The sequence below is a fragment of the Sulfurimonas sp. genome (assembly GCF_014859695.1).
Taxonomy (GTDB): Bacteria; Campylobacterota; Campylobacteria; order Campylobacterales; family Sulfurimonadaceae; genus Sulfurimonas.
This window is the reverse complement of the sequence record NZ_JACUTS010000011.1, coordinates 21,336-42,759: the sequence shown is the minus strand read 5'-3', so window position 1 is coordinate 42,759 and position 21,424 is coordinate 21,336. Positions and strand designations below refer to the sequence as shown.

At 34.2% G+C, this 21,424-nt stretch carries 17 protein-coding genes and 4 tRNA genes; 15 read left to right on the top strand and 6 right to left on the bottom strand.

The window, feature by feature from the left end; all coding sequences use genetic code 11:
• Positions 1-99: 99 nt before the first annotated feature.
• From IBX42_RS03830 to IBX42_RS03775, 12 genes are all read left to right on the top strand, one after another.
• Complete coding sequence (locus tag IBX42_RS03830) at positions 100-252, top strand: hypothetical protein (protein ID WP_294929043.1); 153 nt, start codon at positions 100-102, stop codon at positions 250-252.
• Between the two features lie 105 nt (positions 253-357).
• Positions 358-1,128, top strand: a complete 771-nt coding sequence (locus IBX42_RS03825) for a type IV toxin-antitoxin system AbiEi family antitoxin domain-containing protein (protein ID WP_294929041.1) — start codon at positions 358-360, stop codon at positions 1,126-1,128.
• The gene (locus tag IBX42_RS03820; protein ID WP_294929038.1) at positions 1,118-2,038 is read left to right on the top strand and encodes a nucleotidyl transferase AbiEii/AbiGii toxin family protein; all 921 of its coding nucleotides are present in this window, start codon (positions 1,118-1,120) and stop codon (positions 2,036-2,038) included. Before IBX42_RS03825 ends, IBX42_RS03820 begins: the two co-directional genes overlap by 11 nt.
• A gap of 17 nt (positions 2,039-2,055) precedes the next feature.
• Positions 2,056-2,280, top strand: coding sequence for a hypothetical protein (locus IBX42_RS03815; RefSeq protein WP_294929035.1), 225 nt, complete (start codon positions 2,056-2,058; stop codon positions 2,278-2,280).
• A gap of 97 nt (positions 2,281-2,377) precedes the next feature.
• Complete coding sequence (locus IBX42_RS03810) at positions 2,378-3,274, top strand: ABC-three component system protein (protein ID WP_294929032.1); 897 nt, start codon at positions 2,378-2,380, stop codon at positions 3,272-3,274.
• Positions 3,271-3,519 carry an ABC-three component system middle component 6 gene (locus tag IBX42_RS03805; protein ID WP_294929030.1) on the top strand — a complete coding sequence of 83 codons (249 nt, stop codon included), beginning with the start codon at positions 3,271-3,273 and terminating at the stop codon, positions 3,517-3,519. The genes IBX42_RS03810 and IBX42_RS03805 overlap by 4 nt, the downstream gene beginning before the upstream one ends.
• Positions 3,506-5,245 (top strand): DUF2326 domain-containing protein, encoded by a 1,740-nt coding sequence (locus IBX42_RS03800; protein ID WP_294929028.1) that lies wholly within the window; start codon positions 3,506-3,508, stop codon positions 5,243-5,245. Before IBX42_RS03805 ends, IBX42_RS03800 begins: the two co-directional genes overlap by 14 nt.
• A 104-nt stretch (positions 5,246-5,349) precedes the next feature.
• Positions 5,350-8,742, top strand: a complete 3,393-nt coding sequence (locus tag IBX42_RS03795; protein WP_294929025.1) for a hypothetical protein — start codon at positions 5,350-5,352, stop codon at positions 8,740-8,742.
• Positions 8,743-8,758: 16 nt separating this feature from the next.
• Positions 8,759-10,609, top strand: a complete 1,851-nt coding sequence (locus IBX42_RS03790; RefSeq protein ID WP_294929022.1) for a site-specific DNA-methyltransferase — start codon at positions 8,759-8,761, stop codon at positions 10,607-10,609.
• Position 10,610: 1 nt separating this feature from the next.
• Entirely contained in the window at positions 10,611-10,901 is a 291-nt protein-coding gene (locus IBX42_RS03785) for a nucleotidyltransferase domain-containing protein (protein WP_294929020.1), read from the top strand.
• Positions 10,894-11,265: a DUF86 domain-containing protein gene (locus IBX42_RS03780; RefSeq protein ID WP_294929017.1), complete on the top strand. Its 372-nt coding sequence runs from the start codon at positions 10,894-10,896 to the stop codon at positions 11,263-11,265. The genes IBX42_RS03785 and IBX42_RS03780 overlap by 8 nt, the downstream gene beginning before the upstream one ends.
• Positions 11,265-14,204: a DEAD/DEAH box helicase family protein gene (locus IBX42_RS03775; RefSeq protein ID WP_294929014.1), complete on the top strand. Its 2,940-nt coding sequence runs from the start codon at positions 11,265-11,267 to the stop codon at positions 14,202-14,204. Before IBX42_RS03780 ends, IBX42_RS03775 begins: the two co-directional genes overlap by 1 nt.
• Before the next feature lie 230 nt (positions 14,205-14,434).
• Here IBX42_RS03775 and IBX42_RS03770 read toward each other — a convergent pair whose 3' ends face one another.
• The 5 genes from IBX42_RS03770 to IBX42_RS03750 form a co-directional block, all read right to left on the bottom strand.
• Positions 14,435-14,728, bottom strand: coding sequence for a hypothetical protein (locus tag IBX42_RS03770; protein ID WP_294929011.1), 294 nt, complete (start codon positions 14,726-14,728; stop codon positions 14,435-14,437).
• 526 nt (positions 14,729-15,254) lie between these two features.
• Positions 15,255-15,343, bottom strand: a tRNA-Ser gene (locus IBX42_RS03765).
• Between the two features lie 36 nt (positions 15,344-15,379).
• A tRNA-Cys gene (locus tag IBX42_RS03760) sits at positions 15,380-15,453 on the bottom strand.
• A gap of 21 nt (positions 15,454-15,474) precedes the next feature.
• Positions 15,475-15,561, bottom strand: a tRNA-Leu gene (locus tag IBX42_RS03755).
• A 41-nt stretch (positions 15,562-15,602) separates the two neighbouring features.
• Positions 15,603-15,677: transfer RNA gene (locus IBX42_RS03750), tRNA-Gly, on the bottom strand.
• A 139-nt stretch (positions 15,678-15,816) separates the two neighbouring features.
• Here IBX42_RS03750 and ilvD point away from each other — a divergent pair.
• The 3 genes from ilvD (at position 15,817) to infC (ending at position 19,964) form a co-directional block, all read left to right on the top strand.
• Positions 15,817-17,502 carry a dihydroxy-acid dehydratase gene (gene ilvD / locus IBX42_RS03745; protein WP_294929008.1) on the top strand — a complete coding sequence of 562 codons (1,686 nt, stop codon included), beginning with the start codon at positions 15,817-15,819 and terminating at the stop codon, positions 17,500-17,502.
• Positions 17,503-17,643: 141 nt separating this feature from the next.
• Complete coding sequence (gene thrS / locus IBX42_RS03740) at positions 17,644-19,452, top strand: threonine--tRNA ligase (RefSeq protein ID WP_294929005.1); 1,809 nt, start codon at positions 17,644-17,646, stop codon at positions 19,450-19,452.
• Positions 19,449-19,964, top strand: coding sequence for a translation initiation factor IF-3 (gene infC, locus IBX42_RS03735; RefSeq protein WP_294929002.1), 516 nt, complete (start codon positions 19,449-19,451; stop codon positions 19,962-19,964). Before thrS ends, infC begins: the two co-directional genes overlap by 4 nt.
• A 75-nt stretch (positions 19,965-20,039) precedes the next feature.
• Here the strand turns inward: infC and IBX42_RS03730 are convergent, their stop codons facing one another.
• Positions 20,040-21,359, bottom strand: coding sequence for an MFS transporter (locus IBX42_RS03730; protein WP_294929000.1), 1,320 nt, complete (start codon positions 21,357-21,359; stop codon positions 20,040-20,042).
• Positions 21,360-21,424: the final 65 nt, after the last annotated feature.

Genomic DNA, 21,424 nt, shown 5'->3' with positions numbered 1-21,424 from the left:
GGCTAACCAAATCACTTATTCAGAATTGCAGAAATTAAAAGGTGCGTAAGGTCAGATAGTAAAATAGAAGTATTAAATTGCTTCGTTCAGGAAACTTATATGCCATTTTTACTACTTTTAATCGCACTATTTATTTTTGCTTTAGTTCGTGGTGAGCAGAATGCGTCGTTTGTTATTTTGATGATGATTGTTGTTGCACTACTTGCAACATACTACAAACCATTTAGAGACTCTTTGAGAGAGTTTTTTTAGTTTGTTTCCAAAATACCTACTTTTATAAACTAATATTTTATAAAAAGATATAAATTGAAAACAAACTTCTTGCTTTTGTTTTAAAAAATAGCTAAAATATAAATTATGAATTTACAAAATGATATAAAAATAAAACAACTATATCAAATGTTACCAGAGGGGGTAGTTGCTCCAGCTTCTTGGCTTGCAGAGCAGGGCTATTCTATGCAGCTACTTTATCAGTACACTAAAAGCGGTTGGCTCAAAAAAACTTCAAGAGGCTCATACATAAGAGGCGATGCGAAGCCATCTTGGCAGGGAGCTGTTTTAGGACTGCAAAAACTTAGCAATCAGCCATTTCACATAGGTGGTGTAACATCTCTTAATCTTCAAGGTTATGCTCATTATCTTCCATTGAACAACTCACAAACAATATATCTGTACGGCACTCAAAAACTTCCAGCATGGTTTAAAAATATAAAACTTGAACAAGAGTTTTATGTGATGAAAAAGCCCTATTTTAAGACAATAGGTCTGAAAAGCATACCATCAAATATAAAAGATTGGGAAATGGTAGTCTCATCTCCTGAGAGAGCTATCATGGAGCTTCTTTATCAAGTAAAACCCGATGGACTTAGCTTTGAGTTTGCAGCAGAGATATTTGAGGGATTAACAACTCTTCGACCATCTTTAGTCAATGAACTTTTAACTATGTGTGAAAATATAAAAGTCAAACGCCTTTTTCTTTTTTTGACAAGCTACTTTAACCACCCTTGGGCAAAGCATATAAAAAAAGAGGGTTTAAAACTGGGAACTGGCAGAATGCAAATAGTAAAAAACGGTGTCTTTGACAACGAGTTTTTAATAACAGTACCAAAGGAGTACCATGCTAGATAAAAATTCTATTTATTATAAACAAGTGCAGCTACTTTTGGAAGTATTGCCTTTTGTTTCAAAAGAGGAGTGCTTTGCTCTCAAAGGCGGTACGGCTATCAATATGTTTGTAAGAGATATGCCACGACTCTCCGTAGATATAGATCTTATGTATCTTCCAGTAGAAGATCGACAAACCAGCCTTCAAAATATTGCCGAGTCGTTTGAAAGAATTGCTCGTTCTATAGAGTCTTCAATGCGAGGTGTAAAAGTATATAGACTAGATCAACAAGGAGATGGAATACTCTCTAAACTTCAAATTGAAAAAAACAGTGTTCGCATCAAAATAGAAGCTTCACCAGTGATCAGAGGAACAGTGAGAGAACCGAGTGTGCTAAGTGTATCGGCAAGGGTGGAAGAGGAATTTGGTTTTGCAGAGACTAGCGTAGTTCACTTGGACGATCTGTATGCTGGAAAATTGTGTGCAGCACTTGATAGACAACACCCTAGAGATTTTTTTGATGTACGAGGACTGCTTGACAATGAGGGTATAAGCGATACTCTTATGGATGTTTTTATAGTGTACTTGATAAGCAGTAATCAACCTATATCAAAACTACTGCAACCAAACTTGATAGACATCAAAAGAATTTACGCCCAACAGTTTGTCGGGATGCCCATAGTTCCAATGCCATTGGAAGTTTTAGAAGAAACTAGAGTAGAGCTTGTTAGCACAATTCATTCTAAACTTACTCAAAATCATCGTGATTTTTTGATAGGCTTTAAAGAGGGTAATCCTGACTGGAGTTTGCTTCCTTTTGAGAACATAAAAGAACTTCCATCTGTAAAGTGGAAAATGCTCAACCTTGAGAAAATGCCAAAAGCCAAAAAAGTTGAAGTTTTACAGAAGCTAAAAGATACACTAAAAATCTAAAATAAGGAGAAGTAGCAATGGAACAAGTTAAAACCGTAATGCAAGAAGAGTTTACAAAAAACTATGATTTTCACAAAGATTATGATGATATGGTTATCCACAAAGAGACAGAACAAATTTTCAAAACCAACTTTGTAAACGGTATGGTTCAGTTAGTTCCAGTGAGTAACATCACTGCTATGGAAAAAATAGAGCAAGGGCTTAGTGAGTTTGCGAAAGAGTTGAAGAGGCAAGGGTTTTAAAATTATTTATTAGCGTTATTAAATATTAATGAATATAATAGACAAAAGCTTTTTAGAATATAATTTTTGATAAAATAAAATGCATAAAGAGGACACAATGACACGAGACGAAAAGCATATTTCAAGAATACTTTTTAAAAATAAAATCCATGAAGCAGATGGGCAAAAGTTTGAAGATATGTTTAGTGCCATTATGAACTATAAAGAGCCTGAATTCACACAGGTAAAGCCTTGGGGGAATATTGGTGATAGAAAAAATGACGGTTGTGTTTTAAGCAAAGGGATATATTTTCAAGTCCATGCACCTGAGGATGTAAAAAAATCGTATCATGAAATTATAAAAAAAATACAAACTGATTTTAATGGATTACAAAGCCATTGGGGAAATATACAAGAATTTTACTATGTATTGAATGACAAATATCAAGGTGTAAATCCTGATGCTCTCCAGCTACTCGAAACAATAAAGCAATCAAATAGTCTCAAAGGATGCAAGTTTATCGTAGCGAAAGACTTGGAAAATATGCTTTATAGTCTTGATGATGATCAGATTATGGCTATTGCAGGACATATTCCAGATCCTGCAAATTTAACATCATTGGATTATGACATTTTAAATGAGATATTAGAACACCTAAAAGGGAAGTCGTTAAACAATGGAGCCGAAAAAATTGTAGCTCCTGATTGGGACGAAAAAATAAAGTTTAATAATTTGACTATCAATGAAAGTGTAAGACTTACAAACGGCTACTTTCAGCTTGGAACTTTAAGTGAGTATCTCAAAAACAATAGTGACTTTGCCGCCCAAGAACTTCAAAATAAAATCAATGCCATGTATAAAGAACTTGCGAAATCCTACGGTGGAAGTGAACTTTTTTGGGAACTTGTAAATGAAATCTCACCACGAAGCAGTGCAGAGTATCAAGCTTCATCTATAGTGATTATGTCGATGTATTTTGAAACATGCGATATTTTTGAGGAGCCTGTGCAATGATAATGCCTGCAAAGCACATTAACTTCTCAGAATCACTTTTAGGGTTCGGTAGTTATATACTTCAAAATCTAAGTGAACCGAAAAGTGTAGATGAACTATGGCAGAAATATCAGCAAGACCTACAAAACGAGTTTTATTTTGCAAAACACAGTTTTGATAACTTGATTATGACCATTTTATTTTTATACTCTATAGATGCTGTCAAAGAAGAAAATGCGAAGGTGGTGAAAAATGAAACTCATTGAGCTGTCGGCAAACAAAGAAAGCTTTAAAACCGTAACATTTAACAAATCTGGACTTAGTTTTGTAATAGCTAAACAAAAAAATCCAGAGTCAAGTGATAATAGTAAAACATATAACGGTGTAGGTAAATCACTGATTGTTTTACTTATCCATTTTTGTTTGGGAGCAAAAAAAGATCATTACACTTCGTTTATAGAGAAACTGCCTGACTGGGTATTTTATTTGACCGTTGAGATAGATGGCACACAGCATGTAATCTCACGAAAAATGAGTGAACCAACAAAGATATGCTTCGATGATGAAGATCCTATGACGGTAGATAATTTTTATGAAAAAATAAGACAGATGGTATTTAGTTTTCCAGCAGATATACAAAATCTGACTTTTAGAAATACTCTACCATTTTTTATAAGACCTCTTAAAAAATCATATGTAGATGCTGACAACCCATCAAACTTTTTTACAGACTATCAAAAGCTTATAGTAAATTCATTTTTGATGGGATTAGATACAAATCTCGTACAAGAAAAATATAAACTCAGAAAAGAACAAGAGAGAGTTGAAGAGCTTGAAAAAAATATTAAAAATGATGACTTGCTAAAAGAGTTTTTTACTCAAGACAAAGATGTCAATTTAAAAATCATTGACTTAGAAGATGAGATAGAAAAGCTTCGAGAGAGCAGAGAAAAATATGAAGTGGCAGAAGACTACTACGATGTCAAAATAGAAGCGGATACCATCGAAAAAGAGCTTGCAAAAAAACACAACGAAATAGTGCTTTTAGGCAATCAGATAGAAAACATCACCAAAAGCTTAAAAACTTCACCTGACCTTGGAAGAGACTCTATAGAGAAAGTCTATGAAGAGGTAAAGGTAGTTTTTCCTGAAAATGTTTCTAAAACACTTCATGACCTTGAATCGTTTTATGCAAAACTCACAAGTAATAGAATCCAAAAGCTCTCAGAACAAAAACAACTCATCTCAAAAAGACTAGAAGAGAACCTTGAAAAAGAGGTAGAGCTTAAAAAAGAGCTAGATAATAAGATGAAATACTTAGGAGCACATCAAGCACTTGATGTAGTCATAAAAGTGAGTGACCGCCTTAAAGACTTAGAAGCTCAAAAAGAGAAACTTCAAAACTATGAAGAGCTTATAGGAAACTACCATAAAAAATCTTTAGAGATTAAAGAGAGCTTCATAAAATACGCACAAAAAACGGAAGAATATCTTGAAGAGATAAAACCTGTCATAAAAGAGAAGCAAGAATTTTTTAGAAAGTTGGCAAAACGATTTTACCCTAACAATGCATCGGGTATTACCGTGTATAACAATGAGGGAGAAAACCAACAACGCTACGCCATAGAAGCAAAAATAGAGTCCGATAATTCAGATGGTATCAACAATGTAAAAATATTTTGCTATGACATGACGATGCTATTTAAAGGGCACGGACACAATGTAAAGTTTAGCTTTCATGATAGCAGACTTTTTGACGGCATAGACGAAAAACACAAAGCGGAGATATTTAAAGTAGTAAATGAACTCTTTAATGGTACAGATTTCCAATACATCGCTACAGTAAATCAAAACCAACTCAACGAAGTTAAATCGATACTAACAGAGCAAGAGTACAAAGAGATCATAGAGCAAAATACGATTTTGACTCTAACTGATGAAGATGATAGTGAGAAGCTTTTGGGTGTGAAGGTGGATGTTAGGTATGAGTGAGATAGCTCAACTAAAAAATCTTATGTATAAACAAGAATTAATACAAGCAGCATCTTCTTTTCAACATAAGACCAAGAACTATTTAAATAAAGTAGGAAAAAATTGTGGTTAAGGGAACTGAACTAATATTAGATTTAGAAAAAAAATTAAATTTATACTCAAACCATATAGAAGAACAAAATTTTATTGAAAACACTCAATGTAAAGAGCTGGTTGATATTGTGTTTTCAGTTTTTGAAAAAAAAGAACTACAAAATGAAGTAAAAAATTTCAATGAAAAATATGATGAAGCTCTTTTAATTGAAGATAACAAAATAAAGTATAGTTATCCAAATAATTTTTCAAAAATAGGCATAGAAATATTTGAAAGGTTGTACTTTGATGATAAAGAAATAGCATTAAAAAAATGGCTAGAAATAATTGAACTATTTGAAAGTTATGGCTTTTGGTATTGGTTAGTTGAACTCTCTTTAATTGAAGAAATAAGAGAATACTTTTTAGATGAAATAACAGAGTATATTATTAAGAATAAGGAAATAAAAGAGGATTGGATAAAAAGGTTTGAGGAATATGAAACCAATAGACCATCCTATCATAGGTATTTTGATATAACTAGAATTCCAAAAAGTTTTGATAATTATTTTGATATTTATAAATTTTTTAAAGAGAATAAATATCAAGACTTTTTATTTGACAGATTTGGCATTGATACAAAAGCTTCATTTGTTTGGTGCTTAATACAGCATGAAGTCCCTCGTCCATATTATTATAATAATGATTCTTATTCAAGAATAAATAGGCTTTTAGTTGAGCTAAAAGATGATTACTTTGTCGTTGGAGAGATATTAAGTAGTGAAGAAGTAAGGTTTAATACTTATTTATTATCAAATTCACAATATTGCCATTATGGTTTTTTAAATATTATTACTATGCATATCTATGTGAACAATTTAGTAAAAAGTGATGAGTTTGATTACCGTAAACAATGGCTTGAACTCATATCTAATCAAACTGTTAATATATTTATTTCAACTCTAATGCATAGTAATAAAAATGATATAGCTCAAATAGTTTTTTATGTATTAAATTATTTGGCTCAAAGCTATTTTAAGTCAAAACAGGAGCTAGTCACTTTATCATTAGAGAAACTTTTAAATAAGTTAGGTTCATTAGTTTTAAAAGATGATACCTTGCTTTTTAACACTATTGTTGAGGAACTAGTTAAAAGACAAATTAAACTGTTTGAACATAATGATAGTATTCAAAAAGATTCCTATTTTATTTTAAATTGGTATTTAAAAAATCTTATTCAAAGAGAGAAAGTTGATGATGAAGACTATTGCACTTTAAAAGCAAAGATCACAACTGGTATTTATAAAAATATAAAAACAGCACTGCACAAAAGTATAGAGACAAAACACTTCTATATTAATAGCTCCGAATTGTTAAAAGATACAGACTTTCATCTTTTTTATGAATTATCCTCAGACGAGTTTAAAAACAATTGGACGAGCTTAGTAGATATTAAAAAGCTAAAAGATGAAATGCAAACTGATGATAGGCACTATGCTTCAAGTTTAGGAAAATTCTATTTAGAAGTATTGAACTTATTTTATAGCAAAACTTATGACGAAAGACTAGAAAAAACAATTGTAGAACTGGTTATTAAACTTGGTATAGAAGAAGAGTTGGGAATATTTTTTTCAACCCATGAAAACAAGCTTTATGATTCATTTTTAAATATATTAAATAACTTTCAAGATGAAAACTATCAATTATTCATAAATAAGATTTTTAAGGTAAAAGATATTAAAAATCTTTTACAGATTTATCATGTCACTATTTCAAATGACAGAAAAGAAGTTTTAAAAACGAAAATATTGAATTTTGATTTTAAAAGTGCGAAGTTTCACAACTATAATGATTTACAAAATAGTATCAATTTTGCATTAAATCATAATTTTAACGATATAGCAAATACCTTAGTTAAAAAATACAAAGAAGCACTAGAGCAAGACAAGCAAGAGCTATTAAAAAGAAAGAGTGCTAAAAAAGAAGACACAAAGATTGATAAAACAAAAGATACTAACACTGTTAGAATAGATCTAAATGATGTTTTAAAATCAAAGATATTAGCATTTGAACAGCTTAAATATAAAAAAGATTTAGTAGATATTTACCATGATGAGTCTAAAACCTTAGAAGAAAAACTAGAAGCCATAAACAGATTAAATTTACCATCAATAAATACAAAAAGCTTTAAGGATAATGAACTAAAACTAGAACTATCAGGTTATAAAGGTTTTATAACAGCATTGATTCATTTAGATGAAAAGCCTTTAACTGCATACGATATTTTAAGACGATTAAATCAAAATAAACCTAATCATCAGTATTTAATCAATATGCTAAGAGCTTATTATGAGGCTTATAAAGATGATGTACATAAAAAAGAGAAATTTGAACACATAATTAGTGAATATAAAAAGCTTGAAGAAAAATTAGAAAATTATGAAAAGGAACTCTACGATTATCAAGTTTTATTGGCACTTTATGCTGATATAGATGATTTTAAGTCATTTTCTGAGCTGTGGAGTGAATTACCAGAGGTGTATTACTATGATCTTTATATTGCACAGATTAGATGTAAGTTTTTACAAAAAAACAAACAATTTACAGAAGCATTAAACTATCTCGAAGAACTAAAACTACATCATAAAAGTTTTAACGAGGATGATACAAAAAAAATAAGTGAACTTGAAGAGAAAATAAAAAATCAAATAACTATTGAAGTAAAAGAAAAGATAACATCCCATGTAGTTTTAGAAAACTCAAGAATATTAAACAAGTATGAGGCAAAAAATTATTGGCTTCAAATAAAAGACATGGATGATCAAAGTCATGCACATATATTCGCAAGTCAGGAAAGTTTTGAAGAGTATATCAGAGATATTATGCTTCATATTGCCGAGGAATTACTAGAAAGAAAAGTAAACTTACATAGAGTGAGCCAAAACAATAAATTAGAATTAGAAGATATTATAAACGATTGGGTTACTTCTTTATTGTCACAAAGAAAGAGTTTTTTAGGATGGAAAGTTTTAGATCAAAAAAGAGGTGGTGTTTCAGGAAGCAAAGAGGGAGTTGGCGAAAAAGACTTGGTTGTCAAAAACTCAAAAGATAGAAACCTCTTTTTATTTGAAGCTTTTAAAAACAAAATAGAAGACCACTTAAATAAACTTGATGGTTATAATGCCACTGGATGTAAACTGATCTTAGTATTTGTTTACACTAAAGAAAAAGATTTTACTAATTATTCAACTAATTATAAAGATAAAATATCAAAAATGAATTATACAGGCTTTGACACTATAAATTTACCAGTGAATGTTGAAAAAGTTGATAGCCCAAGTTATACAATTCATCTATATAAAGAGATAAGACAAAAAAATAAAGAAGATACAATAATCTTGCATTATTTGTTAGATTTTAATTGAAAAGGCAAAACAAAAAATGAAAAAAAATATAATAGAAGAAAAGAGTATAAACGACAACAACTACCAAAAACTAAAAGAGCTTTTTCCTCATGCGGTGAGTATTGATGAAGATGGTAAATACATCATCGATAAAGAGAAGTTGCAGATGAGTTTGGACCCTAGTAAAGCCCAGATGAAAGAGGATGGGTATGGGCTTAATTGGGTTGGGAAGAAAGAGGCTTACCATAGTGCTTTTTCTAAAAACTATAAGGTTTTGAAACCGCTTAAAGATGATAGTAAGAATTGGGATGAGACGGAAAATATTCTTATAAAAGGGAATAATCTTGATGCCTTGAAGATACTTCGACACAACTATTTTGAATCTATCAAGATGATATATATCGACCCACCTTACAATACTAAAAACGATGGATTTGTCTATAACGATAATTTTACAAGTTCTACAGAAGAGACACTTGAAGAACTTGGATATGATAAAGAGTATATAGACTATATAGAAAATATTCAAGGAGCAAAAACGCATAGTGGGTGGCTTAGTTTTATGTATCCAAGGCTTTTACTTGCTCGTGATTTACTTAAAGAGGACGGGGTAATATTTATCTCTATTGATGATAATGAGGTGGCACAACTTAGACTGCTTTGTGATGATGTTTTTGGGCAAGATAATTTTATAGCCAATGTGATTTGGGAGAAAAAATACAGTCCACAAAATGATGCTAAATGGTTTAGTGATAATCATGATCATATTTTGGTTTATACAAAAAATAAAGAGATTTGGAGACCTCATTTGCTGCCAAGAACTGAGGAGCAAAACAGTAGATACAAAAATCCAGATAACGACCCAAGGGGAAATTGGAAATCAAGTGATTTTTCAGTTAAAACATATTCAGAAAACTATGATTATCCCATTACTCTTCCATCTGGGAGAGTTGTAAATCCACCTAAAAGTAGATGTTGGAGAACATCGAAAGAAAATTATCAAAAATTATTAAACGAAAATCGTATTTGGTTTGGAGCGGATGGAGATAATGTTCCATCGATTAAACGATTTTTATCAGAAGTGCAACAAGGTACAGTTCCTTTAACAATATGGAAGTATAAAGATGTTGGACATAACCAGGATGCTGCAAAAGAAATTAGAGATATATTTGATGGGTTTGCACCTTTTGATACACCTAAGCCTACTAAGTTAATATCTCAAATTTTGAAGTTATCTACTAAAAATAACGACCTTATCCTAGACTTTTTCGCAGGAAGTGGAACAACGGCGCATGCGGTTATGGACTTAAATGCCAAAGACGGTGGAAATCGTAAATTTATTTGTGTACAGTGGGCAGAAGCTACACCAGAAAAGAGTGAAGCACGAAAAGCTGGGTATGAGACTATTTTTGATATCACAAAAGAGAGAATAAAAAGAGCTGGGGAGAAGATTGTAGCGGGAGACTTAACCAAACAAGATTTAGACATAGGTTTTAGAACTTTTGAAGTGGTAGAAGACCAAAAACAAAAGATCTATCAAAAATCACTTGAAGAGGTAAGTCAAGACGACTTGGTGGAGATGATGGAAAAGCCTGATATTCAAACTTGTGAAGAGATACTTTACAACCTATTTGTAGCCGAAGCTTTACTACTTAGCACAAAACACGAAGAACTTATAAAAGATAAACTTTATTTGGCTTCAAATGTAGCGTTTATACTTGGAGATATAACATCTGATGAGTTGGTTGAGGCACTAAACGATAAAAAAGAGTGTGAGTATATCACGGTTTATAGCCCAAATATCAGTAACGATAAGTTTACACTAGAGATTGAGAGCAATATAAGTAAACTTGGTATCAAACCTGATAAGTTGAGATTTAGGGGTTAAGATGAAAAAAGAGCAGATATTAGAGTATTTAAAAAGTCACAAAGATGAGTTTGCTAAAAAATATCAAATTACAAAACTAGCTCTTTTTGGCTCAGTTGCAAGAGATGAAAGCCATGAGAGTAGCGATATTGATATAGCTATTGATACAAAACTAAGTGATTATTTTTTGCTTTATGATTTCAAAGAGAGTTTGGAAAAAGCATTTGGTACAAAAGTAGATATTGTAAGAGTTAGAGAAAAAATGAATGCATCTTTGAAAAAAAGAATTTTAAAGGATGGTATCTATGTATGATAAAGAATTAGTGCTTGATATTTTAGACCAGATAGTAGAAGCGATAGAAATAGTGCAAGAGCGATGTAAGTTTGCGAATTGTGAAAATGACTTTATGGATACAAAAGAGGGACAAGAGAAGTTAGATAGTATATGTATGAAGCTTATAGCTGTAGGTGAAAGCCTTAAAAACATAGACAAACTTACAGATAAAAAACTTTTAGAAGAGTATCCTCAAATAGAGTGGAGAAAGATAAAAGGGATACGAGATTTTATTTCACATCACTATTTTGATTTGGATGCGGAGGTGATATTTGGGATTTGTCAAGACCATATTAATGATTTGTTGGTAGTGTTAAAACAGATGAGAAGTGATTTAGAGTAATGCTAAAAATAAAATTTGATAGACTAGATTATCAAGAACAAGCGGTAGATAGTATCAGTGATGTATTTAAAAATATAGCTTTTATACCAAATGACAATAGAAAGAGCAATCCGACCTTTGAGCTTGAGAGTTCAAAAAGTATCTTAGTAGAAAATATTACAAAAGTACGAGAGTCGAACAAAGTCGATATAGGTGAAGTGTCTATCAAAGATGAGCTAGTAGTGGATACTTTGATGGAAACAGGTACTGGTAAGACTTTTACTTTTTTGGAGTCTATCTATAGGCTTAATCGTGACTATGGACTAAGTAAATTTATCATCTTAGTACCTTCCAACCCTATACGACAAGGTACAATCAAAAATATAAAAATCACAAAAGAGTTCTTTGTAAAAGAGTATAGCAAACAAATATCAGTATTTAACTATAGTGAAAAAACTGTATTAAATTATATCAATGCGAGTGATCAAAATATCTCAGTGCTTGTATCGACTTACCAGTCATTTAACAAAGCTTCTAACAACATAAATAAAAGTAAGATAGAACAAAGCCTCATCGGTCGTGCAAAGAGCTATATGCAAGCTATCGCACAGCTTCGCCCTGTAATAGTCATAGATGAACCGCATCGATTTGAGGGTAAGCAGACTGCAAAATACCTCAAAGAGTTTAATGCACTTTTTACCTTGCGTTTTGGAGCCACTTACAAAGGGGAAGAGTATAAAAATCTTATATACACTTTAGATAGTGTTGATGCTTTTAGTCGAGGTCTAGTTAAAGCTATCACGGTTGATACTGTTGGAAATGAAAATGTAGATAATCATACTATTGCATTTACAAAAGTAGCTGGAAGTAGTCAAAAAGATTATAAAGCTACTATTGAGTACAAAGATGTAAACTCTAAAAATCAAAAAGTAGTTTTAGAAAAGAGTGAAAACCTGGGCGAGAAAGTGGGTATAGAGTATCTTAATAGCTATGTGGTAGAGAAGATTACTAAAAGTGAAATAATCTTTACCAATGATATTTCACTGCCTCTTGGAGTTAGTGAGAGTTATGGTGTGCTTCTTGATGAGATGCAGCGTGTTATTGTAGATACTGCTATTAAAAATCATTTTGAGAGGGAAGAAGAGCTATTTAAACTTGATATAAAAGCACTTTGTCTCTTCTTTATAGATAGAGTTGATAAATATCTTACAGATGAGGGTATAAATGGAGAACTAGCGAAACTTTTTGAAAAATTGTATCTTAAAAATTTAGAAGAAGTTTTAAAAAGAGAAAACCTTGATGAAGAGTATAAAAAGTATCTTTTGAAAACAAAAGAAAGTCTAAACGAGATACATAGCGGATACTTTGCTAAGTCTAAAAAAGAGGGAGATGAAGCGGAAGCGATAGAGCTAATACTCAACAAAAAAGAGGAGCTACTCTCTTTTGATAGTGATTTGAGATTTATCTTCTCTCAGTGGGCTTTACAAGAGGGGTGGGATAACCCAAATGTAATGACACTGTGCAAACTGGCCCCAAGTAGCTCTAAAATATCCAAACTCCAACAAATTGGTCGTGGACTTAGACTGGCTGTTAATCAAGATGGTAAGAGAATAACTGGGGATGATAGTAATTTTGAGTTTATTAATGAGCTTTTTGTAGTGGTGCCATCAACGGAAGAAAACTTTGTAGCTTCCATACAAAATGAGATAAGTGAAAATAGCATTAAGCAAGTTTCAAAACGGTTTAACGAAGATGTTATGGTAGAAAATCATATAGCAGCTACACCAAGAGCGGCAACTAAACTACTTGATGAACTTGAAGAGATGGGATTTATTACTATCAATGAAGATGACATGAGTGAAATAACTATATCAAAAGAACAATATAGCTCAAAATCAAAAGAGTTGGAGTCTTTAGAGATGAAAGGGTGCGATAGCAAAAAACTAAAAGAGTATTTTGATAGCTTCTTTAAAACATCTAACCGAGTTAAAGCTAAAGATAGAAGTGGTAAAAAAGAAAAAGGAAAAATCAAAATTCATCAAGCCAACTTTAAAAAGTTTAAAGCTCTGTGGGACAACCTAAACTATGATGCAGTTGTAAAGTATGATATTGATAGCGATACTTTAATCAAATCAGCGATACAGATGATAGATACAAACTTTGAGATAAGCGGGCAAGATATCATCATAAAAAGAGATAAGAATGTTGAAAGTAAAGAGAAACATGATAGCCAAAAAGATACTGTAGCAGTTGAAACTCACTCGATTTTTACACTTTATGAGTTTATAAAAGCATTATCAAACAATACTAAACTTAGTATGCAAACAATAGCTAAAGTCATGCATGGAATTAAAAAAGAGAAGTTTGACTTAATACCTCAAAATGAGAATTTAGCACTTAAAAAGATAGAAGAACAGCTTATCAGTGCAATCTATGAAACGATTATAAATAAAATATCTTATGACTTAAGAGAGATAAAAACTTGTAACACTTCTCTTACCGATAAAAATGGCAACATGAAAGAGTTTATACAAGAGGGCAGTCTAGGTGTTGAAACTTATAAAATAAAATCAAAAAATGTAAGAGAAAAGTCAATTTATGATGAAGATTTTATGGAGGTTGATAGTAGTATTGAAAAAATAACAATAGATGAGTCAAGTGATAAAAAAATTGTAGTTTTTGGAAAACTGCCAAAAGTCAATATTCCGACCGCTCATGGAAGAAACTATAATCCAGATTTTGGATATGTAATAGAGTCTAGTGATCACAAAGAACTATACTTTGTTGTTGAGACTAAGGGGTATGATAAATTTGATGATATAAGCACTAAAGAGAAATTGCAGATAAAAAGTGCCGAAGCATTTTTTAAAGAGTTAAAAGACAAAGGTGTAAATGTAGAGTATAAGACCAAGATAAATAAAGATGATTTATCTCAAATGATTAAGGATATTTTGAAGTAAGATTTTGTTAGTTTTTTTGATAAAAAGGCTAAGGTAGCTAGTCCTAGCCTTTTTAATTAAATTGAAGTGTCTCTATTCTTACATTTTTACTTTTAGAGTTAAATTTTTTTCAGTTATCAAATAATGATCACTTTTGATACTTACTTATATATAAATTTTGCTTGTATATGAGCAAAACCTCTCGATTTCCATTCATTTGTTTTTTATCTAGTTCAAATGTAAACTATACTCTATATTAGCCCTTTTACAGATAGAAGGGCACTTTCACTGAAACTATATTTTCCACCATCAGAAATTCTGTAATGTTTATTTATTTTCAATATGTCCCCTTTCTTTATTCTTTTTGTTAAAGTTTTTGTCGATTGATAACCTAATATTTCAATGGCTTTTTCCAAGCCTCTAATATTAAACTCATCAAACAAATCAACTTTGCTGCACTTGCATAGCATCGCAGTCTCTACAACTTTTCTTAGATCTCTTATCTCGTTGATAATGATCTGATTGACATTAGGAATATTTTCCATAATGATCAATACTAAAGATAGTTCGGGTCTAAACTAGATGTCAATCATTAGAAAAACTTTAAAGCTCATAGTGCTTTCAAACTGACTTAACATACATTTCAGCTCTCGTTTTCCTCTTAAATTCGCAGATAAAGCAAGATACGAACTCGTCTTTTTCCATTTAGAGCATGTCGGCTACTTCCTGCGTGAGTCGGACATACTCTTCTTATTTTTATTATATAATGCAGAACCACTCTGCTTCTTGTTTTGCGCTAAACTTCTAAGTTTACATCTTAATTAATTTAATTCATTATGCATAATCCGAAAGTGTCAACTATGACTTCACTCTCTCTTTGTGTCATGCATTTTATATTTTTAAAGTAGGAACTTCAATTTTGTCAAACCATTGTGTTTGAACACAAAAATTTTAACCAAAAAAAGTAAATTTGTAAAAGATGGGTAGCAATAGGGTAACAATGAAGTTTTTTTCGTAAGCTTAAAGTGTTGTTTATAAGCCTATTTTAGGGAGTTTTAAAGGATTTTAAAGTGGTGGACCCTCAGAGATTCGAACTCTGGGAGGTATAACCCTCGCCGGTTTTCAAGACCGGTGCAATCGACCAACTCTGCCAAAGATCCACGTTTATAGTTGAAAAGATTTTTTAAGTTAATAACTGGAGGTGCCACCCAGATTTGAACTGGGGATAGCAGCTTTGCAGGCTGCGGCCTTACCACTTGGCGATGGCACCAGTCAAAACATATAAAATCAATGGTGCCCGAGGCCGGACTTGAACCGGCACAGTATTACTACCGGGGGATTTTAAGTCCCCTGCGTCTACCGATTTCGCCACCCGGGCAACGATGGGTGTTTTTTTAACAGTTAATAATTTAAAATAAATGGAGCGGGAAACGAGGTTCGAACTCGCGACCCCAACCTTGGCAAGGTTGTGCTCTACCACTGAGCTATTCCCGCAACTTATGCACTTAATTTTAAGTGAGCGGAATTATAGCCATTTTATTTTTGTTTGTAAAGAGGTTTTATAAAAAAATCTCAAAAAAATGTTATAATCGCATCAATATAAGATACAGCGATTAAAAAATGAAGGATTTTAATGAGAAGTGATACTATAAAAAAAGGTTTTGACAGGGCTCCTCACCGTTCACTACTCCGTGCAACGGGGTTAAAAGATGAAGATTTTGACAAACCATTTATTGGGATAGCGAACAGCTATATAGATATCATCCCGGGTCATTTTTTTCTTCATGAGTATGGTGAAATTGTAAAACAGGCAATCCGTGAAGAAGGTGGTGTTCCCTTTGTTTTCAATACTATCGGTGTTGATGACGGTATAGCGATGGGGCACGACGGTATGCTCTACTCTCTTCCTTCCCGCGAGATTATTGCGGATTCTATTGAAACTGTTATGAATGCTCATAAACTTGATGCTCTCATCTGCATTCCAAACTGCGATAAAATCGTTCCGGGTATGATTATGGGTGCGCTTCGCGTAAATGTTCCGACTATTTTTGTCTCGGGTGGACCGATGGCGGCAGGTCACAAAAAAGATGGTACTCCAATTGACTTGTCAACCGCTTTTGAAGCTGTAGGAGAACATGCAGAGGGGAAAATGACAGATGAAGAGCTTTATGAGATAGAGTGTAATGCATGTCCAAGCGGCGGAAGCTGTTCAGGGATGTTTACGGCAAACTCTATGAACACTCTTTGCGAAGCTATGGGAATTGCACTGCCTGGCAACGGTACTATTTTGGCAATGACTCCTGCAAGAATCGAGCTCGTTAAAAAAGCGGCAAAGAGAATTGTTGAGATGGCAAAAGCGGATAACAGTAAGTACAACATGAAAAATATTCTGAATGAAAAAGCTGTTCACAACGCATTTGTGGTTGATATGGCTATGGGCGGAAGCTCAAACACGGTTCTTCATATGCTCGCAATCGCAAGAGAGGCAGATGTTGATTTCCCGATAGAGAAGATCAACAATATTGCAGACAAAGTAGCGCATATTGCTAAGATATCTCCTTCATTAACAACTGTTCATATGGACGATATAAATAGTGCAGGCGGTGTAAATGCGGTTATGAAAGAGGTAAGCAGAAGAGGCGGTCTGCTTCATCTTGACAGCCTTATGGTAACGGGTGAAACGCTTGGCGAGCGCATAAAAGATGCTAAAATCTTAGATGAAAACATTATCCATACAAATGAAAATGCCTACTCTCCAGTCGGTGGCTTGTCGATTCTTTTTGGAAATCTTGCACTTGAGGGCGCGGTAATTAAAACTGCAGGTGTTGAGTTAAAAATGAGACAGTTTAAAGGCAGTGCAATTTGCTTTAACTCCCAGAGTGAAGCAATCGCGGGCATAATGAGTCATAAAGTGAAGCCGGGCAATGTTGTTGTCATCCGCTATGAGGGTCCAAAAGGCGGTCCTGGAATGCAGGAGATGCTTGCACCTACGGCACTTATTCAGGGCATGGGGCTTGGCGAGAGTGTTGCGCTTATTACTGATGGCAGGTTCTCCGGAGCAACCAAAGGTGCCAGCATTGGACATGTTTCTCCCGAAGCTGCAGAAGGCGGTTTGATAGCGCTTGTAGAAGACGGGGATGAGATAGAGCTTGATGTAGATAAGCATATCTTGCAGCTTAATGTAAGCGAAGATGAGCTCCAAAAGAGAAAAGCTGAGTACAAGCCTCATAAAAATGAGGTTAAATCTAAGTGGCTTAAGCGCTACCAGCTTTTAGTTTCAAATGCTTCAAACGGAGCAGTTTTAAAGACGGAAATTTAATCGAAAAATACTTTGTCGTTCTCGAAAAACTTGTTTTTCGTAGCTTCAGGGGGTTGTAGGGACTTTAGTCCCTGCCACTGAAACGGACGCGTTCGTTTCAGTGTTTAACATTAATAAAATAGAGAAATAGGAATAAAAATTTTGAATGTAATTGCAATAAAACATAACGGAGAGATTATCGATTTACAGACAGCCAAAGAGCTTGGTTTTGAGGGTAAGCAGATTCATCTTGACAACTCGCCCGACTCTTTGGAGGTTCTTCGACACTCAACGGCACACCTTATGGCTCAGGCTATAAGATCGCTCTACCCAGATGCAAAGTTCTTTGTGGGACCAACTGTAAAAGAGGGTTTTTACTATGACTTTAAAACGACACAAGAGATAGGTGAGGGTGACCTTAAGGCAATAGAAAAAGAGATGCTTTCACTCGCTAAAAAGAAGTATGAGATACAGAAGTATGAGATCTCCATGGCTGAGGCAAAAGAGAAGTTCAAGGATGACCATTTAAAACTTGCAGTCATGGAGCGTATCCCGAGCGAGACCGTTTCTATCTACAAGCAGGGTGAGTTTGAAGACCTTTGTCGCGGACCGCACCTTCCAAATATCGGGCTTATAAGATACTTTAAACTTACAAAAATAGCAGGCGCATATCTCGGAGGAGACTCCAAAAACGAGATGCTAACGCGTATCTACGGTATAGCGTTCGCTGATAAAGAGGCACTTAAGTCTTACCTTGACATGATGGCAGAGGCTGAGAAGCGTGACCATCGCAAAATTGGTGCTGAGATGAAGATGTTTGCATTCCGCGAAGAGGTAGGAGCCGGCTTTCCTATCTGGCTTCCTGCAGGCGGAAGACTTCGCGCAAGACTAGAATCACTTCTATTTAAAGCACATAGAAAACGTGGATATGAGCCTGTTCGCGGTCCTGAGATGTTAAGAAGCGATCTTTGGAAGACGTCTGGACACTACCAAAACTATGGCGAAAATATGTATTTTACGCATATTGACGAGATAGAGTTTGGCGTAAAACCTATGAACTGTGTCGGTCATATTAAAGTATATGAAGAGGATTTGCACTCGTACAGAGATCTGCCTCTTAAATACTTTGAGTATGGCGTTGTTCACCGTCACGAGATGACCGGCGCACTTCACGGGCTCTTTCGTGTTCGTGAGTTTACACAAGACGATGCGCACATCTTTTGTAGAGCAGACCAGATTGAAGAGCAGATTATAGAGGTTGTTGATTTTGTAGATAAAATTATGTCCACATTTGAGTTTGATTACAAAATGATGATCTCTACAAAACCTGAAAAAGCAGTTGGAAGTGATGAGGTGTGGGAAGTTTCTACACAGGCTTTAAAAAATGCGATGGATAAAAATGGGCTTGTTTATGAGATAGATGAAGGCGGCGGAGCATTTTACGGACCCAAAATTGACATCAAAATAACTGACGCAATCGGCAGAGAGTGGCAGTGCGGAACGATTCAGCTCGATTTCAATCTGCCTGAGAGATTTGAACTTGAGTACAACGGCGAGAACAATGACAAAATTCAGCCTGTCATGATTCATAGAGCAATTTTAGGTTCTTTTGAGCGTTTTATTGGTATATTAACGGAGCATTACGCTGGAGAGTTTCCGATGTTTATCGCTCCGACACAGGTCGCAATCGTTCCAATCGCTTCTACGCACAACGATTACGCTAAGGAGTTGTCGGATAAGTTGATGGATTTAGGGGCAGATAGTGAAATCTACTCTAAAAATGACTCTTTAAACAAAAGAGTCAGAACAGCGGAAAAAACAAGGGTGCCTATGTTAGTAGTTATAGGCGATGAAGAGGTTGCATCTCGAACTGTTGCGATTCGTGACAGAAGAACGAGAGAACAATATAACTTAAGTGAAAGCGAATTTCTTTCTCTTATACAAACTAAAATAAATGAGGTAAATTTTTGAACAAAAAAGACCGTGTCATAATGAATGACGATATTCGTGTACCGGAAGTGCGTTGTAATGTAGATGGAGCAGAATCTTTAGGAATAATTTCAATTGATGAAGCTATGCAAAAAGCGAATGAGTTGGGTTTAGATTTGGTTTTAATAGCTCCAGATGCAAAGCCTCCCGTGGCTAAGATTATGGATTACGGTAAGTTTAGGTACCAAGAAGAGAAGAAACAAAAAGAACAGAGAAAAAATCAGGTTAAGATTGATGTTAAAGAGATTAAGCTCTCTGTTAAAATTGCAGAAAATGATATTGCATATAAGGTCAAACATGCAAGAGAGTTTCTTGAAGAGGGCAAACATGTGAAGTTTCGCGTATTTTTAAGAGGTCGTGAAATGGCAAACCCTAGTGCTGCAAAAGATGTACTTCTAAGAATTTGGCCTATGGTTGAAGATGTTGGCGTTATGGACAAAGAGCCTAAGTTTGAAGGTCGCTACTATAACATGTACGTTATCCCTCAAAAATAGCGAATAGCGGTTGCGAAGCAAATTTTCTTCAGAAAAATAGCTCTTCGCGAAAGAGGTAAGATTTTAAATCTTACCTTACTTCTTAGCTATTTTGGCTTTTAACTCTTCCATCTCTATCGCATCTTTTACATATTTTACAACAATAAGTTTTTCAGTATCGTTTATATACCACTCTGCAATGTGCTCTTGCTCAAGGCTTTGAAGCTTTGAGACATCAACATCATCTTGTGGAAGGTAGAGATGAGAGTATCTGGTCGGATTTTGAAGCTTTAGCGTCCATAGAAGCCATAAGAGAGCTGCAACAGCCACTGAGATACCGATTGTTTCTCTATCGCTAAACTCTAAAAGAAGCCCCGCAGTCGTACCGCCCACGAATGTTGCAAAATAGGCGATAGAGTTGGAGATACCAAGAGCGGTACCTTTTTGGTGTACTTTGGCAAACTTGGTAATCATTGATTGAACAAGAGGCTCCATCATGTTAAATGCAACAAAAAACATGACAACGCCAACTACAAAGAAGGTGCTTGAAGTAGTAAGCCCCATAGTCAAAAACGAGCCAATAAAGAGAACTATAGAGAGAAGAAATATCTCTTTTGGTTTGTTGTATTTTTCGCCAAATACTGCAGCAGGACCCATCGCTACAAGACCAAATAGCATTGCAGGAAGATACGCCATATAGAGGTCTGACTTCTCCCATGCAAAAGTGTCGCTTGTCAAAATAATAGGAATAAGAACAAAGGCGATAGTCATAAGACCTTTTTGCATCGCGTTGATAATAATCATATTTAAGAGATTCGGATCTTTTAATATATCTGAAGTTTTTGACGTTGCATGGTATGTATGTTTGATTTTGGGAGGTGTGGGAACTTTTGTAAAAAGAAGAATTATTCCCAAAAGAGCAAAAATTGCTGTAAGTATAAAAAGAAAATCTACCCCATAAGCAGCACCCAAAACAGGTCCAAGCCCCATAGCAAGAGCAAAACTAAGAGCAATTGACGCGCCCATAATTGCCATGGCTTTGCCGCGAATCTCCTCCGCAACCAAATCAGAGATCATAGCTGTAATAACCGAGCCAATCGCGCCTGCACCTTGAAGAAAACGTCCAATCATAAGAGTGTATATATTGTCGGAGTATGCACAGATAATTGAGCCGATTAAAAATACGAGAAGACCAAAAAGCAGAGTAGGTTTTCTGCCTATCTTATCGCTCATGGTCCCAAATGGAACTTGAAAAATAGCCTGAGTCAATGCATAACCGCCGACGACGATACCTACGAGAAGAGGAGTTGATCCTTCAAGCTCAAGTGCATAAATGGAGATGACCGGTAAAACCAAGAAGAGACCTAAAAACCTTAGAGAGAGGATTGCTGAGAGGGGAAATACTTTTTTAAACATTATCTACCTTAAATATTATATAATGGCGTAATTATATTGAAAAGATTGTTTACACAAACTTTTTA